Genomic DNA, 16,585 nt, shown 5'->3' with positions numbered 1-16,585 from the left:
ACCCTTTCGTGGATCGGATTCAGTGTTGGATCGGGGGATGAAGCGGGGGTGTCGGGACCGGTCAGCGCCGGTCCGACAGAAGGTGCAGCCCGACGGTGAGGTCGAGGAGGATGATCGCCAGGGCCGCCACGCCGATGGTGATGGAGGACACCGCGGCGATGACCGGGTCGATCGTGTACTGGACGTAGTTGAAGAGCTTGACCGGGATGGTCGTCATCTCCGCCGTGGTGTTGAAGATGCTCAACTCGACGTTGATCCAGGAGGAGATGAAGGCGAAGATCGCGCCGCTCGCCAGGCCGCTGCGGATCTGCGGCAGCGTGACGAGGAAGAAGGTCTCCATCGGGCGGGCGCCCAGGTCGGCGGAGGCCTCCTCCAGCGCCCGCTGCTCCGGCGTCAGCTGCGGCAGGACGGAGCGCAGGACGAAGGGCATGATGATGACGATGTGCCCGACCAGCAGCGCCGTGAAGCTGCGCATCAGGCCCAGCGCCGCGCAGTACTGCAGCAGGGCGGCGCCCAGCACGACGTGCGGCAGGACCAGCGGCGACATCAGCAGCGACAGCAGGAACTTCTTGCCCGGAAACTCGCAGCGGGCGATGGCCAGCGCCGCCGGAACGCCGAGCAGCAGGGCCGCCGCCGTGGCGACCAGGGCCAGCAGGGTGCTGGTGCCGAAGGCCGCCAGATAGGAATTGTCGGCGAGCATCCGCCCGTACCAGTCGAGCGTCAGCCCCTGCGGCGGGAAGGCGAGGTAGCTGGTGGCGGTGAAGGAGGAGCCGACGATGACCAGGAGCGGCAGGATCAGGTAGGCCATCACCGACCAGGACACCACCCGCAGAAGAAGCCGGGCGATCATTGGGCTTTCCTCCCCGTTGCGCTGGCCCCGGCGTTGCCGATCCAGCCGGCCAGACCGACCAGGACCAGGGTCATGACCAGCAGCGTCATGCTGAGCGCGCCGCCGTAGTTCACGTCGAAGACCGTGCTGTACTGCTGGAAGATCAGCATGGGGAAGACCGTGATCTTGCCGCCGCTGAGCAGGGCCGGCGTGACGTAGGCGCTGACCGCCAGGGTGAAGACCATGACGATCCCCGACATCAGCCCCGGCAGGCAGAGCGGAAAGGTGACCGTCCGGAAGGTGTCGAAGGGCGTGGCGCCGAGGTCGGAGGAGGCGTCCTCCAGCGCCGGGTCCACCGCGGCCAGCGCGTTGCCGACGGCCAGCACGATGAAGGGCAGCAGGATGTAGACCAGCCCGATCACGATGCCCAGCTCGGTGCCGAGGAAGCGCATCGGACGGTCCAGGATGCCGACCCCGACCAGCGCGTCGTTGACGAGGCCGTTGCGCCCCAGCAGCACCATCCAGCCGAAGGAGCGGACGATGTTGCTGGTGAACAGCGGCAGCACCAGCAGGATGACGCAGGTCCGCCGCAGCGCCGGCGACTTGACCACCCGCACCAGATAATAGGCCAGCGGGTAGCCGAGCAGCGCGCAGGCCACCGTGGTCAGCCCGGCGATGCGGAAGGTCGCCGCCAGCACGTCCCAGTGATACTGGTCGAACAGCACCCGCGCGTAGTTGCCGAGGGACGGCACGCCGCCCGCCATCAGGCTGGACGACACGACCACGATCATCGGAACGGCGAAGAAGGCGACGAAGAAGGCGACCGGGGCCGCCAGCAGGGGCAAGGCTCGGTTCATGGCGGCGCTCATGGTCGTGCTCATGGTCCGGACCGGTGCGAAGCCGGCTCGGCGATGATGTGGACGTGCCCCGGACGGAAGCCGACGAAGACCGGCGCCCCCGGATTCAGCCCCTCCCCCGCCATGCCCAGCCGGCGGCTGGCCAGCAGATGCTCGCCGACGCGCACCGTCACGACGGTCTGGCCGCCGGTGTCGATGACGTCCTCGACGAAGCCCTGGTCGGTGATCAGGCCCGGCGCCTCCGGCTGGCTCAGCAGCTCGACATGCTCGGGCCGCAGCACCGCGGTGTAGCGCTGCCGCGTGTCGGCGCCGAGATGGGGCAGCAGCGCCGACCCCACCGCCAGACGCACCCCGGCGTCGCCCTCCGCCGTTCCCGGCAGCAGGTTGGCCTCGCCGATGAAGTCGGCGACGAAGCGGCTGGCCGGACGGGTGTAGATCGCCCGCCCGTCGCCGACCTGCTCGATCACGCCGCGGTTCATGACGACGATGCGGTTGGCCATGCTCATCGCCTCCTCCTGGTCGTGGGTCACGAACACGAAGGCGATGCCGAGCTTCTCCTGGAGGTGCTTCAGCTCGATCTGCATCCGCTTGCGCAGCTTCAGGTCGAGCGCGCTCAGCGGCTCGTCGAGCAGGAGGAGCTTCGGACGGTTGACGAAGGCCCGCGCCAGGGCGACGCGCTGCTGCTGGCCGCCCGACAGCTCCCGCGGGAAGCGCCCCGCCGCGGAGTCCAGCCCGACCAGTTCCAGCGCCTCGCGGGCGCGCTCCAGCGCCTCGCCCCGTGCCACCCCGTGACGGCGCGGCCCGTAGGCCACGTTGTCGAGGATGTTCAGGTGCGGGAACAGGGCGTAGTGCTGGAACACCGTGTTCAGCGGACGCCGGTGGGGCGGCAGCCGCGTCACGTCCTCCCCGCCGATCCGGATGGCCCCGGAATCGGGGGAGAGGAAGCCGGCGATGCAGCGCAGCAGGGTCGTCTTGCCGCAGCCGCTCGGCCCCAGCAGGGCGACGAACTCGCCATGGGCCACGTCCAGCGACACGTCCCTCAGCGCATGGTATGTGCCGAAATGCTTGTCGATGGAGCGGATGGAGAGCAGGGCGTCGGGCTTGGGCGTCGCGGACATGGAGGGGCTCCCCGGCTGGCTGCGGTTCACTGGCGGGCGAGTTCGCGGTTCCAGGCGTCGGTGATCGCCGCGCGGTCGCGGTTGATGTCCGCCCAGTTGAAGAGCTGGAGGTTCTTGACCGACCCGCCGACACCCCAGGGCAGCTTGCGCTCGACGTCCGGCGACACCGACACGTTCTGCACCGCCGGGCCGAGATAGAGCTTCTCCGCCAGACAGGCCGACGCTTCCGGGGTCAGGGCGGTGTCGATGAAGCGCTGGGCGTCGGCCTTGTGCGGGGCGTTCTTCACCAGATGCAGGCGGGCGTCGGTGGCCCAGACGCCTTCCTTCGGGACGGCGAAGCCGATGGGCAGGCCCTTGTCCGCCAGATCCCAGGCGCCGACGTTGAAATGCGCGCCGATGATCGCCTCGCCGCTCTGGTAGGCGTTGCTGGCCGCCCCCGAGCTGTCGAAGTAGAGCGCGGTCTTCAGCGTCTTCAGCTTCTCGAAGGTCTTGGACAGGTCGCCCGGCGGGTTGCCCCACATCCGGTTCAGGAACATGACGAAGGGCACGCCGGAGGAGTTGGCCGGCGACGGGATCGTCACCGTGTCTGCGAACTCCGGCTTCCACAGGTCGTTCCACGAGGTCGGCGGGGTCTTGATCTCCTTGGTGTTGTAGGTCAGGCCGAGCGAGTAATAGCCGGACCCGACGGCGAAGATCGACCCGTCCGCCTTGTAGATCGCCTCCGGCAACGCCTTCGCCAGGTTCGGCACGCCCGTCGGGTCGATGGCGTCCAGCACGCCCGCCCCCTGCGCCATCTCGCTGATGCCGCCGTCCATGTAGGCGACGTCGAGCGTCGGCGCGTCCTTCTGCTGCTGCAGCTTGGCGAAGGTCACGGTCGAGGTGCCGATCTCCGGAACGACGCGGACGCCGGTCGCCTTGGTGAAGGGCTCGGCGACGCAGGTGCGGAAGGCCTCGCCCCAGTTGCCGCCGTACCAGGCGACGCGGATCTCGCCCTGGGCCGCGGCCGGCAGGGCGTACAGGGAAACCCCGGCCGCCAGGACGGCGGTCAGGGCGGCAAAGCGTGAGACGGTGCGGGTGGCGGCGCGCGTATGGGTCATGACCGGTTCCTTCGTGGTGTCGGTCCAGCGGGCGTCAGAGCCGTGGTTCGTTCGAAAGCTAATTGTTCCAACGTATTTTCCGATAGAAGAATGCTGCCGAATCCTTGAATATTTCCGACATGCTGACGCCCAGACCCGACATGCCGGACGCCCTTGACCGCGAAGCCCTTAACCGCGACGCCCTCGACCGCGACGCCTCCTGCGCGTCCGATCCCCGTTTGCGCATCGGCTTCGTGCTTCTCGACCAGTTCACGCTGACCGCCTTCTCCGGGTTGATCGACGCGGTGCGGCTCGCCGCCGACCTCGGGGGACGCAGCCGGCAGATCGACGCGAGCTGGACGGTGATGAGCGTCGGCGGGCAGCCGCGCCGGTCGAGCTGCGGCGTGCTGGTGACGCCCAACAGCGACCTGCTCGCCCCGGCGCCCTTCGATTACGTGGCGGTGTGCGGCGGCAACGATTACCGGAACGAGGTGCCGGGGTCGGTCACCGCCTATCTGCGCACCGTGGCGGCGCAGCGGGTGCGGCTTCTCGGCATCTGCACCGGCACCTTCGCCATCGCGCGCGCCGGTCTCGTCGGCACGCGCCGCGTCTGCGTCCACTGGAACGTGCTGGACACCTTCCGCGAGCGCTTCCCGACCGCCAACGCCTCGGTGGACCATCTGTTCATCGACGAGGGCGACCTGATCACCTGCGCTGGATCGACGGCGGCCATCGACCTCGGCCTCTACCTCGTCGGGCGGCACTGCGGCGGGCAGAAGGCGCGGCAGGCCGTCCGCCACATGATGCTGCAGGACATCCGCCCCGGCGCGCTGCCGCAGGCCCATTTCTACGCCAACCTCGACGGCGTGACCGACGCCCGCGTCCGTCAGGCGACCCATTTCATCGAGCAGCGGCTGGACTCCCCGCCCTCCGTCGAGGCCATCGCCCGCTACGTCGGGGTCAGCGCCCGGCAGCTCGAACGCTCCTTCCAGGCGGCGCTGGGGATCTCGCCGTCGGCTTTCCAGCGCCGGCTGCGGCTGGATTACGGGCGCTGGCTGCTGGAGCACACGCGCCGGACGATCACCGAGATCGCCTTCGACTGCGGCTTCGCCGACGCCGCCCATTTCTCCCGCGATTTCAAGACCCAGTTCGGCGAGATGCCCAGCCGGGCGCGCAAGGGCAAGGGCGGCGGGGCGTGAGGCGGCCTCGGTGTCCCGGACCGGTGGAGGGGGCCGGCCCGCCCGTGCCGGAGTTGGGGGAGAAATCCCGCCCGGAGTCGAAACCGGCGGATGAACGTGTCCGGCGGAAGTGGCCGTCGAGCTTGCGCTGTGCCAAGATGATCAACCGCCCCTGATCCAGGGCGGCGGCTCGGACAGGGTGGGGGCATGAAGGGGCGTTTCAGAACAAAGATCATCATCGGCATGACCGCGGTACTGGCTGTGGGAGCGGCGGCGGTCACATCCGTTTCCCTGCTCCTGTCGCGCGACGCGGCGGAGCGGGCGGTCACGACCCTGGTGGCCGAAACCGCCGACCATCACGGCGCGCGGGTGGCCGCCGACATCTCCGCCGCCCTGGCCGATGCCCGCTCCGCCGCCGCGCTGGTGGAGGTCGAGCGCTCCACCGGCTCCCCACGCCGGGAGACCGTCAACCGCTACCTCAACCGCCTGATGGCGGTCGGTCCGCTCTACGCCGGGGTGTGGGTGGACATGGCCGACGACGGATTCGACGGCCGCGACCGCGAGGTCGCCGGGCTGGACCGCAACGGCGAGATCCTGGGCCTGCCCGGCACCGGGCGGATGAGCCTGCTGTGGCTGCCCGGCCCGAAGGCCGACGACAGCGAGGGCTATCCCTTCTCCGACGTGAGGGAGAAGGAATATTACCGGGCCGCCGCCGCGGCCGGGAAGCCGGTGCTGACCGAACCTTATCTGGACGATCTGACCAAGGCTCTGATGACCAGCGCCGCCGCGCCGGTGAAGGACGGCGACCGGGTGATCGGAGTCGCCGGCGTCGATTTGACGCTGAGCGGCCTCACCGATCTGGTCCGCCGGGTGAAGCCCTACGGCGACGGCCACGCGGCGGTGCTCACCGGCGCCGGGGTCTATGTGGCCCATCCCGACGCCGGCCGCCTGTCCCGGACCGCCGACGACCTGCCCGCGGAGGCCCGGCGCGCCATCGCCGAGGGGCGGGCCTATGACGGCGTCGTCACGCTGGCCGGCGCCCCCCATTACCTGCGCCTGTCGCCGGTGCGCTTCACCGGCGCGGACGGCGCGTGGTCGTTCCTGGTCGCCGCGCCGCAGGCCAGCGTGATGGCCGACGCCAACCGGCTGACCCTGTTGACCGTTCTGGTCGGAGCGGGCTGCATCCTGCTCGGCGGCCTGGTGGCGTGGCGGGTGGGCGACGGCATCGCCCGGCCGGTCGCCGGGCTGACCGCCGCCATGGACCGGCTGGCCGCCGGCGATCTGGACGCCGCCATTCCCGGCGCCGACCGCAGGGACGAGGCGGGCGCCATGGCGCGCGCGGTCGGGGTGTTCAAGCAGGGGCTGGTGCAGGCCCGTGACCTGGGCCGCCAGCAGGAGGCGGAATGGCGCGCCAGGGAGGCGCGGACCGCCGCCCTGCTCGACCTGCAGAGCGGCTTCGAAGGGCGGGCGGGCGGCCTGACCGGGGCGCTGGCCTCGGCGGCGCAGCAGCTCGAATCCACCGCCCGCGCCCTCACCGGCATCGCCGAGCAGACCCACGGCCGGTCGGAGCGGATGACGCTCTCCGCCCATTCCGCCGCGGACAACGTGCAGACCGCCGCCGCCGCGACCGAGGAGCTTTCGGCCTCGGTCGAGGAGATCGGGCAGCAGGTGGGCGAGTCCGCCCGCATCGCCGAGGCGGCGGTGGCCGATGTGAAGCGCGCCGACGCGGCCGTCGTCGTGCTGGCCGACAGCGCGGAGCGGATCGGCGCCGTCGTCGGCCTGATCAGCGACATCGCCGGCCAGACCAACCTGCTGGCGCTCAACGCCACCATCGAGGCGGCCCGCGCGGGCGAGGCCGGAAAGGGCTTCGCGGTGGTCGCGTCGGAGGTGAAGCAGCTCGCCAACCAGACCGCCCGCGCGACCGAGGACATCGTCGGCCAGATCAACGGCATCCGCGACGCGACGGGCGAGGCGGTGGCGGCGGTGCGGGGCATCAGCCAGACCATCGCCCAGGTCAGCCGCATCGCGTCCGGCATCGCCGCGGCGGTGGATCAGCAGTCCGCCGCCACCCGCGACATCGCCCGCAGCGTCCTGCAGGCCGCCGACGGCGCCCGCGAGGTCAGCGGCGGCATGGGCGAGATCCGGGCCGGGGCGGGCGACACCGGCGCCGCCGCCGACCAGCTCCTCGCCGCCGCCGCCGGCGTGGCCAACCAGTCCAAGGAGCTGGCGCGCGAAATCGACCGCTTCATCGCCGGCGTCCACAAAGCCTGATCCGTAGGGCCTGATCCGTAGGGCCTGATCCGCGGGGCCTGATCCGCGGATGGAGGGAGCCCGACCGCGGCGGCGGCCGTCAGGACGGGGTCCGCTCCCGCGCCGTCAGGCCGCCAGCCCGTGGTCGATGGCGATGCGGATCAGGGCGCGCGTGCTGTCGGCGCCCAGCTTGTCCTTGATCTGGGTGCAGGCGTTGGCGACGGTCTTCTGGCTGATGCCCAGCGCCTCGGCGATGGCCGCCGCGGTCAGGCCGCGGCCCACCAGCGCCAGGATTTCCCGCTCGCGCTGGGTCAGCACCGCCAGCGGGTCGTCGGTCGGGGTCAGCGCCATCAGCGCCAGTTCGCGCGCCAGCGCGTGGTCGAGATGCACCCGGCCCGCCAGAACGCAACGCACCGCCGTCACCAGCGTCTCTGGCGCGTCGTTCTTGGTGACGTAGCCCTTGGCGCCGGCCTTCAGCGCCCGCGCGGCGATGGCGGGGTCCTCGTGCATGCTGAAGATCAGCACCGGCACCGCCGGGTTCTCCGCCCGCAGCACCCGCAGCACCTCCATTCCGCCGCCATCCCTCCCCCCGGCGCCCCCCGGCAGGTTGAGGTCGAGGATGACCACATCCGGGCTTTCCGAACGCCACAGCGCCAGCGCCGCCGCCACGTCGGCGGCCTCGACCACGCGGCCGAGCCTGGCTTCGGCGAGCAGGCTCTGGCAACCGGCGCGCACCACCGGATGATCGTCCACCAGGAGGATGGTCGGGGTCATGCCACGCGCTCCAGCCCGGCCGGGACACAGGGAAGGCTGGCGGCCACGCGGGTGCCCTGCCCACCGTCCGCTCCGATGGACAGCGTGCCGCCCAGCGCCCTCACCCGCTCCGCCATCCCGGAGATGCCCAATCCGCCACGCTCCGCCTCGTCGCTTGCCAAGACCGGCCCCTCCGCGAACCCCGGCCCGTCGTCGACCACCATGACCTCGACCCGGTCGGTCCGGCGCCGCACGGACACCGACACGCGGGTCGGCCGGGCGTGGCGGAGGGCGTTGACCAGCGATTCCTGCGCCAGCCGGAAGACCGTCAGGCTCAGCACTTCGTCCAGCCCGTCGATGCCGTCCGGCGCCCCGTCCTCGGCGATGTCCAGCGACCAGCACACCTCCGGCTCCCGCCGCGCCCATTCGTCGATCAGCCCGGACAGCGCCTCGCCCAGCGGCAACTGGTCGAGCAGGGCCGGGCGCAGGCGGACCAGGATGCGCCGGCTCAACCGGTGCACGTCCGCGGCCATCGACAGCACGGCGCGGGCCCGCCCGGCGATCTCCACCCGCTCGCTGATGAAAGCCTCCGGCTTCGGCTCCTCGCTCAGGCGCAGGATGCGCCCGGCGTCCACCTTGATGGCGAACAGCGCCGCCCCCAGCTCGTCGTGGATTTCGCGGGCGATGTCCCGCCGCTCGCGGTCCTGCGCCTCGATCAGCCTCTGACCGAGCCGGCGGTTCTCCCGTCCCGCCGCGGCCAGCTCCTCGGCCAGGGCGGTGATGCCGGTGCCCAGCCGGGCCAGTTCCGGCACGCCGCCTCCGGCAAGGCCGTCCCGCGGTCCGGGCCCGTACACCCCTTCGCGCAGGCGCTGCACCGCCGCCTCGATGCGGCCAAGGGGGGCAAGCGCCCGGCCCACCGCCACCCAGGCCGCTCCCAGCAACAGCAGCCCCGCCACCAGCATCGCCAGGGCAAGGTCCCGCATGTCCTCCCAGACCTCGGCCACCTCGTCCTCCGGTTCGGCGACCACCGTCAGGAGGACGCGCCCATCGGGGCCGGTCAGCGCCTGGGCCTGCGGCGCCACGCCGATCAGCGCCGCGAACCAGCCGGGCGCGGAGGCGTGACCGGCGTCGTGGTCCCCGAACGGCTCGGCGGACGCGGCGCCCGCGATGAAGCGCAGGTGGCGCAGCCCCAGCCGGTCGAGCGACGCGGCGGCGTCCGGCGCGGCATCCCGCCCGGCCTCCGCCCGCCCGACGGCGATGCCGAGATCGAGGGCGGACGCCATCTCCGCGCGGACGGCGTCGCGCGCGTTGGCGATCATCACCGCAGCGCCGGCCCCCGCCAGCAGCGCCAGGAACAGCCCGATCAGGGCCAGCATGCGCACCCGCAACGACACCGCCGTCCGATCCTTCCGACAGGGCCCATAGGACCAACGACGGAATGTTAGCGAAACACCCGGTTGCCCCGCCATGCATCCTTCGACCAAGGACAGGCGGCCGGGCGGGCCTTTTGCCGCAGCGTCGGGATTTTTTCCTGCCCTCTCCAGGAAGCTTTCCCGGCCGTGTTGCCAGAGTTTCGTCCCCGTATCGTCCAATGGAACCGGAGAACCGCCAAGACGAACATGCAAGGCGCAAGCAGTGGTGCCGGAACCGGGGCGGATCGGGCGGACGATCCGCCCCGGCAAAAACGGACTTTCACGGGGGAAACGCATGACTTCATCCTTGCACACCAAGTCGGGAACCAAAGCCGAACGAGTTCGGCGCCGAATTCTCATGGCGGCGGTTGCCGGATTCCTGGCCTCCACCGCTCCGGCGGCCTGGGAAGGCGCCCAGGCCGCCAATGTCACCTGGGACGACATCGCCAACGACGCCAAGTCGGCCGGCGACGTGCTGATGTACGGCATGGGGGTGGAGGGCAAGCGCTTCAGCCCGCTGAAGCAGATCGACACCAACAGCGTGTCGCGGCTGGTCCCCGCCTGGTCCTTCTCCTTCGGCGACGAGAAGCAGCGCGGGCAGGAGACGCAGGCGCTGGTGCATGACGGGGTGATCTACGTCACCGCCTCCTACTCGCGGATGTTCGCGCTGGACGCGCGCACCGGCAAGCGGCTGTGGACCTACGCCCACCGCCTGCCCGACGACATCCGCCCCTGCTGCGACGTGGTCAACCGCGGCGCGGCGATCTACGGCGACAAGGTGTTCTTCGGCACGCTCGACGCCTCCCTCGTCGCGCTGAACAAGGACACCGGCAAGGTCGTCTGGCGCAAGAAGTTCGCCGACCACAAGGTCGGCTACACCATGACCGGCGCGCCCACCGTCGTGAAGGACCAGAAGACCGGGCGCATGCTGCTGATCCACGGCTCGTCGGGCGACGAGTTCGGCGTGGTCGGGCGCCTGTTCGCCCGCGATCCCGACACCGGCGAGGAGATCTGGATGCGCCCGCTGGTCGAGGGCCACATGGGCCGGCTCGACGGCAAGGACAGCACCCCGACCGGCAACGCCAAGGCGCCGTCCTGGCCGCGCGACAAGGACGGCCAGCTCGTCGAGGCCTGGAACCACGGCGGCGGCGCGCCCTGGCAGAGCGCCACCTTCGACGTGGAGAGCAACACCATCGTCATCGGCACCGGCAACCCGGCGCCGTGGAACGGCTGGGCGCGCTGGCCCGGCGACAGCCTCTACACCTCCGGCCAGGCCTACGTCGACCCGACCACGGGCGAGCTGAAGGGCTTCTACCAGCACACCCCCAACGACACCTGGGACTTCTCCGGCAACAACGAGCTGGTGCTGTTCGACTACAAGGACGCGTCGGGCAAGACGGTGAAGGCGACCGCCCACGCCGACCGCAACGGCTTCTTCTACGTCACCGACCGGACGAAGCTGGCGACGGCGGGCGGCGAGGCGAACAAGCCGAACAGCGTTCTGGCGGCCTTCCCCTTCGTCGACGGCATCACCTGGGCCAAGGGCATCGACCTGAAGACCGGCCGCCCCATCGAGGTCGAGGGCCAGCGCCCGCCGCCGCCCGCCGAGGGCGAGAAGCGCGGCAAGTCGGTCGAGGTCTCCCCGCCCTTCCTCGGCGGCAAGAACTGGAACCCGATGTCCTACAGCGAGGACACCGGCCTGTTCTACATCGCCGCCAACCATTGGAAGGAGGACTACTGGACGGAGCATGTCGGATACAACCCCGGCTCCGCCTATCTCGGCATGGGCTTCCGCATCCACAAGATGTTCGAGGACCATGTCGGCGTCCTGCGCGCCATCGACCCGACGACCGGCAAGATCGCCTGGGAGCACAAGGAGGAGCTGCCGCTGTGGTCCGGCACGCTGGCGACCGCGGGCGGGCTGGTCTTCACCGGGACCGGCGACGGCTACGTCAAGGCGTTCGACGCCAAGTCGGGGGCGGAGCTTTGGAAGTTCCAGACCGGCTCCGGCATCATCTCCTCCCCGGTCACCTGGGAGCTGGACGGGGTGCAGTATGTCGGCATCACCACCGGCTACGGCGGCGCCGTGCCGCTGTGGGGCGGCGATCTCGCCGACCTGACCACCCGCGTGACCCAGGGCGGCTCCTTCTGGGTGTTCAAGCTGGCCGACGTGAAGGTCTCCAGCGCCAAGTGACCGCCGCCCAGTGACCGCCACCAAGTGACCGCCCGCCGGGGCGGGGAAGCGGGCTCGACCGGCCCATTCCCCGCCCCGGCCCGCGTGCTCAAGCCTTCCAGCCTTGCAGCGATGGGAGTTCTCCCTCATGAACCGCCTCTTCCGGCCCGCCTTCGCCCTGTGCGCCCTGCTGTCCCTGTCCGGCCCGCTCACCGCCCCGCTGGCGGCGGAGGTGGAGACCGCCAGCCTCGGCGGCGGCGAGGAGGAGCGCGTCACCGAGGTCGCCGGCTGCGTCCTGACGGCCAAGGCCGTCTGCCCCGGCATCGATCTGCGCCACCGCAACCTGCGCGGCCTGTCGCTGGCCGGCGCCGACCTGCGCGGCGCCAACCTGATGCGGGCCGACCTGCGCCACGCCGACCTGCGCGGGGCCGACCTCAGCGGGGCGATCCTCGACGGCGCCGATCTGCGCACCGCCTTCCTCCAGGGCACGCGCCTGTCCGGCGCCCGCCTGCGCGGCGCCAACCTGGAATTCGCCCGCGCCAACGGCGCCGACCTGCGGCAGGCCGACCTGACCGCCGCCAATCTGGAGGCGCTGCGCGCCGACAAGGCCGACCTCACCGGCGCCAACCTGGAGGGCGCCAACCTCCAGGAGGCCAAGCTGTCCCTGACCAACCTGTCGCAGGCCAACCTGGAAGGCGCGAAGATCCGCTTTGCCATCTTCCAGGACGCGCTGATGACCGACTGCCGGTCCTGCCCCACCGACTGGTGACCGAAAGCCGCCGCCGCTGTCACCGAGGCGGCGGCTTTTATCAAACTGTCACGACTCCATCATTCCCGCTTCACGCAACGCGCCTACACGGGTGGCGTTGCGGCTTTGCATACGCATGCAAAGCCGGCGGGGATGAGGGAAAACCGGTGACATGGCCGATCTGACCATCGAGACTTTGACCGTCGCCTATGGCGGCACCCAGGTGCTGAACGGGGTCAGTCTGCAGGTCGCCCGTGGCGAGTTCGTGGCCCTGCTCGGCTCCTCCGGCTGCGGCAAGACGACCCTGCTGCGCGCGGTGTCGGGATTTGTGCCGGTGAGCGGCGGGCGGATCGCCATCGCCGGGCGCGACGTGACCGCCACCCCGCCGGAACGGCGGGACACCGCCATGGTGTTCCAGTCCTACGCGCTGTGGCCGCACATGACGGCGGCGCAGAACATCGGCTACGGCCTCAAGCTCCGCCGCACGCCGCGCCCGCGGATCGAGGAACGGGTGGCGGAGATGCTGCGCCTCCTCAAGCTCGACGGGCTGGCCGGGCGCAACGTCACCCAGCTCTCCGGCGGGCAGCGCCAGCGCGTGGCGCTGGGCCGCGCGCTGGCGATCAGCCCGGACATCCTGCTTCTCGACGAGCCGCTGTCCAACCTCGACGCCCGCATCCGGCTGGAACTGCGGCACGAGATCCGCGCGCTCCAGCAGCGGCTGGGCATCACCGCCCTGCACGTCACCCACGACCGGGAGGAGGCCATGGTGATGGCCGACCGGATCGTCATCATGAACGCGGGCTCCATCGCCCAGGCCGGCTCGCCGGAAGAGGTCTACCACCGCCCCGCCAGCCCCTTCGTCGCCAGCTTCATGGGGGCCGACAACGTCGTGGCCCTGCGGGCGCAACGGGACGGCGGCACGCTGTCCATCGCCGCCGGCGCGGACCACGAGGCCGCCCGCCTGCCGGTCGGGCAGGAGGTCGGCGACGGCGGCCTGCATCTCGCCGCCGAAACCGCCACCGGCCCCGGCGGCCCCATCACCGCGCATTTCCGCAGCGAGGCGGCCCGGCTGGCCGGGTCCGGCGAGACGCCCGAGGGCGCGCTGGTCCTGCGCGGGCGCATCACCCAGACCGCCTACCCCGGCGGCCGCTGGCGCTACGGCGTGGCGGTCGGCGGCACGGCGTTCCTGGTCGACGACGGGGAGCGCCGCGCGGTCGGCGACGCCGTCGGCATCGTCATCCCGCCTTCGGCCCTGCACTGCTACCCGCTCCGGGACGCGGCCTGACGCCGACGGCTTCTGCAAATCCGGGAAAGAGGTCCATCCGATGAAGCTGAGCACCCTGTTCGCGGGCGCCGCCGGTCTGGCGCTCGCCGCCGGCCTGATGGCCGCCCCCCTGAAGGCCGACACCGTCCTGAACGTCGTCACCGCCGGCGACCAGAACATGGTCGACTACGTGAACGACTATCTCGGGCCGAAGTTCGAGAAGGAGAATCCCGGCGTCACCGTGCGCGCCGCGGGCACCGGCCCCGGCGACGCCGGCTCGCAGAAGATCTACGAGAAGCTGAGCGCCCAGGACAAGGCCAGCACCGCCGTCTGGGACATCGACGTCGCCGTCCTCCACCAGAAGATGGCCGGCCAGATGGCCGTCGAGAAGCTGCTGAGCCGCTACGCCGACCGGACGGCGAGCGCGAAGCTCGCCACCCGCGACACCGCGCGCAACGCGCTGGGCGCCGACGTCGCCGGCTATGTGCTGCCGATGTTCCACAGCCAGATCGCCCTGGCCTACAACCCCGACCTGCTGAAGACCCCGCCCAGGACCTACGCCGAGCTGGCGGAGTGGGTGAAGGCCAACCCCAAGGCCTTCGGCTACAACGGCATCAAGGGCGGCATGTCCGGCGTCGGCTTCGTCACCGGCTGGGTTTCGGCCAACATGGACGACGCGGCCCGGCTGGAACAGGGCGCCTACGACGCCGGCCTGAAGCCGGCCATCGACAAGGCGCTGTCGGGCCTGAAGGACTTCAACCGCAACGTCACGCTGACGCCCGGGAACGCCGGCACGCTCGACATGCTGAACCGCGGCGAGATCGCCATGGGGCCGGTGTGGGTGGACATGTTCTACACCTGGCAGGCCGACGGGCGGCTCGGCCCCAACCTGAAGCTCCAGCTCATCGGCCCCGGCATGCCCGGCCAGCCAATGTACTACGCGGTGCCGGCCAAGGCCGCCAACCCGGAGGCGGCCCGCAAGTTCATCGAGATGGCGACCAGCCCCGAGGTGCAGGCCGAGGGCATCGTGAAGCGCTTCAACTGGTATCCCGGCATCGACGCCCAGCATGTCCAGGCCAAGCTGGACCAGAAGACCTGGGCCCGCCTGTTCACCGACGTGACGCCGGACGAGCTGGCCGCCAAGGGCAAGCCCTTCCCGCTGACCGGCTATTTCTCCGACATCATGGAAGCGTATGAGCGGACCGTTGCCAACTGACGCCGTCCTCCGATCCGAGGCCGCCTCCCGCGACGGCGGGGGGCGGTCCGGCGCCCGCTTCGGCGCCATCTTCGGCGGAGGCGCCGCCTGGGGCCTGATCCTCGTGGCGCCCGCCCTGGCGATGGTGGCGCTGTTCTTCCTCTATCCCCTGGGCTATTCGGCGGTCAGCGCCTTCCAGGACCGCGGCGGCGCCTGGACCCTGGCGAACTTCGCCAAGGCGTTCGAGCTGTACCGGATGGACATCCTGTTCACGCTCGCCATCGTCCTGCTGTCCTCGCTGCTCGTCGCCCTGCTGTCCGTCGCCATCGGCGGCTACCTGACGCTGGGCGGCAACCGGGTGGCGGTGACGCTGCTGCGCTGGCTCTACCGCTGGCCGCTGTTCATCCCCTTCATCGTGGCGAGCCAGATGATGCGCTCCTTCCTCGCCAAGAACGGGCTGATGAACAACGCGCTGATCGGCGCCGGGATCATCGAGCCGTTGCAGGCGGCCAGCCTGCTCGACTGGCGCGGGGTCGTCGTCACCTTCGTGTGGAAGCAGACGCCCTTCGTGGCGCTGATGGTGGCGGGTGCCATGGCGTCGCTCGACCGCTCGACCATCGAGGCGGCGCGCGACCTGGGCGCCGGGCGGCTGCGCATCCTCGCCGAGATCGTCGTTCCGCAGGTCCGTCCGACGCTGGTCGTCGGGCTGATCCTCAGCTTCGTGACCATGCTGTCGGTGATGTCCGTTCCCATGATGATCAACCCCAACAGCCCGACCATGATCACCGTGGACATGGCCTACCGCATCAACGCCCACGGCGATTACGGCGTGGCGAACGCGCTGGGCTTCGTCTCCTACGCCATGGCCGGTTTGGTCGGCTGGATCTACCTGCGCCACGGCGTGCGCCAGGGGGGCGGGCGATGACGTTCCGTTCGTTCGGCTGGCTTCCCCGCGGCCTTCTGCTCGGTCTGCTCGCCTTCGCGGTGTTCGGGCCGCTGACCAACCTCGGCCTGTGGGCGGTGGCGGAGAAATGGTACTTCCCGCACGCCCTGCCCCTGCAATACGGCTTCTCCTTCTGGGAGCGGGTCTTCGCCCCGCGCTCCAACGCCATGGCGTCGCTGGCGACCAGCGTCACCATCGCGCTGTTCACGGTCGCCGCCTGTCTGGCGGTGTCGGTTCCGGCGGGCTACGCGCTGGCCCGGCTGCGCCTGCCCTGGCGGGGGGCGATCCTGCTGGCCTTCCTGCTGCCGCAGGCCTTCCCCAGCGTCGCCGTCCACATCAACGTGGCGCGCATCTTCTACGCGGTGGGGCTGAACGGCACCGTCGCCGGGGTGGTGCTGGTGCACACGGTGCACGGGCTGGTCTTCTCGGTGTGGATCACCGCCGCCGCCTTCGCCGCGGTGGACCGCTCGCTGGAGGAGGCGGCGCGCGACATGGGCGCCTCGCCCCTGCGGACCTTCCGCGACGTGACGCTGCCGCTGGCCGCCCCCGGCGTGCTGGCCTCCTCGATCTTCGTGTTCCTGGAATCGCTGGACGAGTTCACCGGGACCTATTTCGTCGGCGTGCCCGACGTCACCACCCTGCCGCTCCTCATGTTCAACGCGGGCATGGGCGGCAACTACCAGATCGCCGCGATCACGGCGCTGATCCTGCTGGTCCCCTCGGTCGGATTCATGCTGGTGATCGAGCGTTTCCTCAAGGCCGACGTTCTGGCCAAGGTTGGACACTGAA

General features: G+C 70.8%; 14 protein-coding genes. 8 read left to right on the top strand and 6 right to left on the bottom strand.

Annotated elements, in window-relative coordinates:
- Positions 1-61: 61 nt before the first annotated feature.
- The 4 genes from TSH58p_RS31950 to TSH58p_RS31935 are packed head-to-tail and all read right to left on the bottom strand — an operon-like array spanning position 62 to position 3,901.
- Positions 62-850 (bottom strand): ABC transporter permease, encoded by a 789-nt coding sequence (locus TSH58p_RS31950; protein WP_109069018.1) that lies wholly within the window; start codon positions 848-850, stop codon positions 62-64.
- Complete coding sequence (locus TSH58p_RS31945; protein WP_162600114.1) at positions 847-1,698, bottom strand: ABC transporter permease; 852 nt, start codon at positions 1,696-1,698, stop codon at positions 847-849. Before TSH58p_RS31945 ends, TSH58p_RS31950 begins: the two co-directional genes overlap by 4 nt.
- A gap of 8 nt (positions 1,699-1,706) precedes the next feature.
- A complete protein-coding gene (locus tag TSH58p_RS31940) occupies positions 1,707-2,804 on the bottom strand; it encodes an ABC transporter ATP-binding protein (RefSeq protein ID WP_109069016.1) in 1,098 nt (365 codons plus the stop codon).
- Between the two features lie 26 nt (positions 2,805-2,830).
- On the bottom strand, positions 2,831-3,901 hold the full coding sequence (locus TSH58p_RS31935) for an ABC transporter substrate-binding protein (protein WP_109069015.1): 1,071 nt from the start codon (positions 3,899-3,901) through the stop codon (positions 2,831-2,833).
- A gap of 119 nt (positions 3,902-4,020) precedes the next feature.
- Here TSH58p_RS31935 and TSH58p_RS31930 point away from each other — a divergent pair, with 119 nt between their 5' ends.
- Together TSH58p_RS31930 and TSH58p_RS31925 are read left to right on the top strand one after the other, a co-directional pair.
- Entirely contained in the window at positions 4,021-5,079 is a 1,059-nt protein-coding gene (locus tag TSH58p_RS31930) for a GlxA family transcriptional regulator (protein ID WP_247873919.1), read from the top strand.
- A gap of 186 nt (positions 5,080-5,265) precedes the next feature.
- Positions 5,266-7,329: a methyl-accepting chemotaxis protein gene (locus TSH58p_RS31925; RefSeq protein ID WP_109069014.1), complete on the top strand. Its 2,064-nt coding sequence runs from the start codon at positions 5,266-5,268 to the stop codon at positions 7,327-7,329.
- Between the two features lie 105 nt (positions 7,330-7,434).
- On the opposite strand, the gene TSH58p_RS31920 is transcribed toward TSH58p_RS31925, so the two are convergent.
- Positions 7,435-8,082: a response regulator transcription factor gene (locus tag TSH58p_RS31920; protein WP_109069013.1), complete on the bottom strand. Its 648-nt coding sequence runs from the start codon at positions 8,080-8,082 to the stop codon at positions 7,435-7,437.
- Positions 8,079-9,455 (bottom strand): ATP-binding protein, encoded by a 1,377-nt coding sequence (locus tag TSH58p_RS31915; RefSeq protein WP_247873918.1) that lies wholly within the window; start codon positions 9,453-9,455, stop codon positions 8,079-8,081. The genes TSH58p_RS31920 and TSH58p_RS31915 overlap by 4 nt, the downstream gene beginning before the upstream one ends.
- Positions 9,456-9,831: 376 nt before the next feature.
- Between TSH58p_RS31915 and TSH58p_RS31910 the strand changes: the two genes are divergently transcribed.
- From TSH58p_RS31910 to TSH58p_RS31885, 6 genes are all read left to right on the top strand, one after another.
- Complete coding sequence (locus TSH58p_RS31910) at positions 9,832-11,667, top strand: methanol/ethanol family PQQ-dependent dehydrogenase (RefSeq protein ID WP_247873917.1); 1,836 nt, start codon at positions 9,832-9,834, stop codon at positions 11,665-11,667.
- 127 nt (positions 11,668-11,794) lie between these two features.
- Positions 11,795-12,415 (top strand): pentapeptide repeat-containing protein, encoded by a 621-nt coding sequence (locus tag TSH58p_RS31905; RefSeq protein ID WP_040137626.1) that lies wholly within the window; start codon positions 11,795-11,797, stop codon positions 12,413-12,415.
- A gap of 151 nt (positions 12,416-12,566) precedes the next feature.
- Positions 12,567-13,679, top strand: a complete 1,113-nt coding sequence (locus tag TSH58p_RS31900) for an ABC transporter ATP-binding protein (protein ID WP_109069010.1) — start codon at positions 12,567-12,569, stop codon at positions 13,677-13,679.
- A 40-nt stretch (positions 13,680-13,719) separates the two neighbouring features.
- A complete protein-coding gene (locus TSH58p_RS31895; RefSeq protein ID WP_109069009.1) occupies positions 13,720-14,874 on the top strand; it encodes an extracellular solute-binding protein in 1,155 nt (384 codons plus the stop codon).
- A 121-nt stretch (positions 14,875-14,995) separates the two neighbouring features.
- The gene (locus TSH58p_RS31890; RefSeq protein WP_109069084.1) at positions 14,996-15,778 is read left to right on the top strand and encodes an ABC transporter permease; all 783 of its coding nucleotides are present in this window, start codon (positions 14,996-14,998) and stop codon (positions 15,776-15,778) included.
- Positions 15,775-16,584, top strand: coding sequence for an ABC transporter permease (locus tag TSH58p_RS31885; RefSeq protein WP_109069008.1), 810 nt, complete (start codon positions 15,775-15,777; stop codon positions 16,582-16,584). Before TSH58p_RS31890 ends, TSH58p_RS31885 begins: the two co-directional genes overlap by 4 nt.
- The last annotated feature ends 1 nt before the right edge of the window (position 16,585 follow it).

The organism is Azospirillum sp. TSH58, from assembly GCF_003119115.1.
GTDB lineage: Bacteria > Pseudomonadota > Alphaproteobacteria > Azospirillales > Azospirillaceae > Azospirillum.
Note: the sequence above shows the minus strand (reverse complement) of the source record. Positions and strands in the feature narration are given on the sequence as shown.